This is a genomic window from Mesorhizobium sp. M1E.F.Ca.ET.063.01.1.1, assembly GCF_003998155.1.
Lineage (GTDB): Bacteria > Pseudomonadota > Alphaproteobacteria > Rhizobiales > Rhizobiaceae > Mesorhizobium.
In genome coordinates, this window is sequence record NZ_RZSC01000678.1 from 1 (window position 1) to 3,148 (window position 3,148).

At 64.4% G+C, this 3,148-nt stretch carries 4 protein-coding genes; 2 read left to right on the forward strand and 2 right to left on the reverse strand.

Features of this window, described 5'->3' with window-relative positions:
* Together EOA29_RS30415 and EOA29_RS30420 are read right to left on the reverse strand one after the other, a co-directional pair.
* A partial coding sequence (locus tag EOA29_RS30415; RefSeq protein WP_145969884.1) for an aminopeptidase occupies positions 1 to 697 on the reverse strand: 697 nt, incomplete at its 3' end.
* Between the two features lie 163 nt (positions 698 to 860).
* Positions 861 to 1,775, reverse strand: coding sequence for a LysR substrate-binding domain-containing protein (locus EOA29_RS30420; protein WP_127222036.1), 915 nt, complete (start codon positions 1,773 to 1,775; stop codon positions 861 to 863).
* 97 nt (positions 1,776 to 1,872) lie between these two features.
* On the opposite strand from EOA29_RS30420, the gene EOA29_RS30425 reads away from it, so the two are divergent.
* Together EOA29_RS30425 and EOA29_RS30430 are read left to right on the forward strand one after the other, a co-directional pair.
* Positions 1,873 to 2,079 (forward strand): hypothetical protein, encoded by a 207-nt coding sequence (locus EOA29_RS30425; protein ID WP_127222037.1) that lies wholly within the window; start codon positions 1,873 to 1,875, stop codon positions 2,077 to 2,079.
* A gap of 155 nt (positions 2,080 to 2,234) precedes the next feature.
* Positions 2,235 to 3,148, forward strand: a 914-nt coding sequence (locus EOA29_RS30430; protein WP_245468587.1) for a YbfB/YjiJ family MFS transporter, incomplete at its 3' end; no start/stop codon positions are given.

The window sequence follows — 3,148 nt, forward strand, 5'->3', positions numbered from 1 at the left end:
CCAACCCGACCGTCAGGTCGGTGCCCGGCCCGGTGAAATGCAGGGAATGGAAATTGTGGCCGTTCAGCCATTTGGTGCGCTCGGCCAGCGCGGCGTTGTGCGCCTTCCAGTTGCCAATCGGATCCTCGACATCCACACGCGAGGCCGAGAAGATTGCGTCCGCGAGCTTCACCACCGCAACGTCGTCGGGCTCCCCCGGAAAGACCTGCTTCGCCCAGGCGAGGTCGGGATAGGCGACGATGTTCCAGTTGATGTCGAAGCCGGTGATCTTCTCCAGCGCCGGCCGGTAGGCCATCGAGTTCGCCTTGTTGGCGCGCGCCACCTTGGCGGGGTCCTGCGCCGATAACAGCGATGGATCCTCGCCGCGCACCGCGAGCCGCGCGGCATTGTTGGCGAAGGCTTTCGCCATGCCCTCATAGAGCCAGCCGGCGGCGCGGTCGAAGCCGGCATCAGTGCCGTAGCGGAAACGCGCCAGCGTGATCTCGTCGTCGTTGAAGATCGGCGTCACCAGCCCGGCGCCGGCCTTGTAGGCGTGCTCGACGATGCGCCTGGTCAGCGGCAGCGCCGCGATCGACGACGTCAGCACCAGATCCTGTCCGGGCTGCAGTTGCAGCCCGACCTTGATCGCAACCTCGGCCAGTCTGTCGAGCTTCACCGGGTCGATCGTTGCTGAGACGCCGCGCGAATGTGTGGTCATGATCCTGCCTGCCATTTTGTTGGGGTCTGGTCCTTACATAGACCGGCGCGGTTGGCCTTTCCACCGCGATCGACTGGGCTTGTTCAGAGCATGATCCCGAAAAGTGCGCAGCGGTTTTTGCTGCGCTGACCTTCGGTTCGGAAAAGATCATGCTCAAACGAGCTTAAGCGGCGCTGTCGAGCGCACTGAACTGCGCCATCGTCGCCTCGATCTCCTCGCGGATCCAGGCCTTGAAATCGCGCACCTTGCGGCTCTCGCTTTTTGTCGCCGACGTGACCAGCCAATAGCCCAGCCCGCTCTCAGCCCGCACGCCGAAGGGTGCGACCAGCCGTCCGTCGGCCAGCGCGTCGGCCGTCAGCAATTGCCAGGCGAGCATCACGCCATGGCCGGCGATCGCCGATTCCAGGCAAAGCATCGGGTCGGTGAAGCGCGCGCCTTTCAGGAATGTGACCGGTTCCACCCCTGCCGCCTCGAACCAGCTTTCCCAATTGATCATCGCTCGCTCGTCGGTGATGGCGCAGGTCTGCGTCAGGTCCTCGATCGACTTGAGCTTTGCGGCGATCGATGGCGCGCAGACCGGAAACACCTCTTGCGCGAGCAGCAGTTCCGCCCGGCCGCCAGGCCACTTGCCGTCACCGAGCCGGATGGCGATGTCGATGTCAGAATGGTCGAGGTCGGCGACCCGGGCGGAAGCATCGATGCGCAGCAGAACATTCGGGTGCCGGGCGAAATGTCGCGACAGCCTTGGCAGCAGCCATTTCGAGGCGAAGGCCGGCGCCACCGACACCACCAGCGTGCATTCAGTCGCTTCGCCGGCCAGTGCCACAGCCTGCGCGAGCTCGCGGAAACCCGCGCTCAATCTGGTCGTGAAGACAGTGCCGAATTCGGTCAGCACCAGCCCGCCGGGTGTCCGCTCGAACAGTGCCTGGCCGAGCTGCTTTTCGGTGCGCTTGATCTGCTGGCTGACCGCGCTGACCGAAACGTTGAGTTCGGCCGCCGCGGCGGCAAGCGAGCCTAGGCGGGCGACGGTTTCGACGGCGCGCAGGCCATTGAGATGGACGCGGTTCAGCATAGCCATTCAGTTTTTCTAAACCGGTCGGGCCGAAATCTCAATTGAAACTTGACGAGGAAAGGCTGATTCTAGCTGATATAGGCCAGAACTTGGAGGCAATCCGATGAAGATTTTATCTTTGCTGAGGGGGCTTTCCAGCACCGCGCCGATAAAGGACCGGTATGATGACGGCGAGATCGCCCGCTGGGTCGTCGACCCGTTGTCGCATCCGGTGCTCGACACCATGTCGGAGCGCGAGCTCGGCGACATGCCGTTCCGGCTGACGGCCGCCCGCACGGCTTACGAGACGGCAGGAGCGGGGTGCCGCTGATCGACAGCACCGATAATTGCTCTCTGCTCCTACAAAGGCGCCGACGTCGAAAGTTTCTAACGTCAAGAGCCAAGGCGTTCGAAGGCGCCTTGCCGCCGAACTGGCCCAACACAAGCGCGTTGTTTCGCCAGCGCACACACCTATGTTGCGCCGCAATGAACGTCGCCGCGCCATCTCCCTTACGCCTTGCCGTCGCCGGCATGGTTGCGCTCGCCGTCGCCATGGGCATCGGCCGCTTCGTCTACACGCCGATCCTGCCCGGCATGATGGAGGACCTGCATCTGACGCCGGCCGATGCCGGCTGGATCGCCTCGGCCAACTATCTCGGCTACCTGATTGGCGCGCTCGCCGCGGCAGGCGGCTGGGCGCACGGCCGCGAGCGCCTGCTGATGTTTTCCAGCCTTGCCGCCAGCGCCGTGCTTGCGGGCCTGATGGGATTGAACGGGACGATGGCGGCATTCATCGTCATCCGCTTTCTCGCCGGCCTCGCCAGCGCCTTCGTCATGGTGTTCATGTCGTCGATCGTCTTCAGCCATCTTGCCGAAGCCGGCCGCAATGACCTCCAGGCACTGCATTTCGGTGGCGTCGGGCTGGGTATCGCGGCATCCTCGGCGCTGCTGGCCATTCTCGTTACCTCCCATGCCGGCTGGCCTGCGGGCTGGCTGTGGTCGGCAGCGATTTCTGCTGTCAGCCTGCTTCTCGTCGCGCTGCTCGCCGGCTCCGCCGTACCTGCGAACGGTGTCGACGGGCCTGAACCGGCGCTGCCGAAGGACAGGTCGCTGGCAAAGATGATCCTCGCCTACGGGCTGTTCGGCTTCGGCTATGTGGTGACCGCCACCTTCCTGGTCGCCATCGTCCGCCAGGGCGGCGGCGGACGCGTCTTCGAGGCCACCGTCTGGATGGTCACCGGACTTGCCGGTTTTCCGGCGACCTGGTTCTGGCAGAAGTTCGCCGTCAGGATCGGGCTCTATGCGGCTTACTGCGTGAGTTGCCTGGTCGAGGTGGTCGGCGTCACCGCCAGCGTCGTCGTCAAAGGTTTTGCCGGACCGCTTCTCGCAGGCGTCCTGCT

Coding starts and splice junctions, on each gene's coding strand:
- EOA29_RS30420 (WP_127222036.1), bottom strand. CDS start 1,775: ATGGCTATGCTGAACCGCGTCCATCTCAATGGCCTGCGCGCCGTCGAA.
- EOA29_RS30425 (WP_127222037.1), top strand. CDS start 1,873: ATGAAGATTTTATCTTTGCTGAGGGGGCTTTCCAGCACCGCGCCGATA.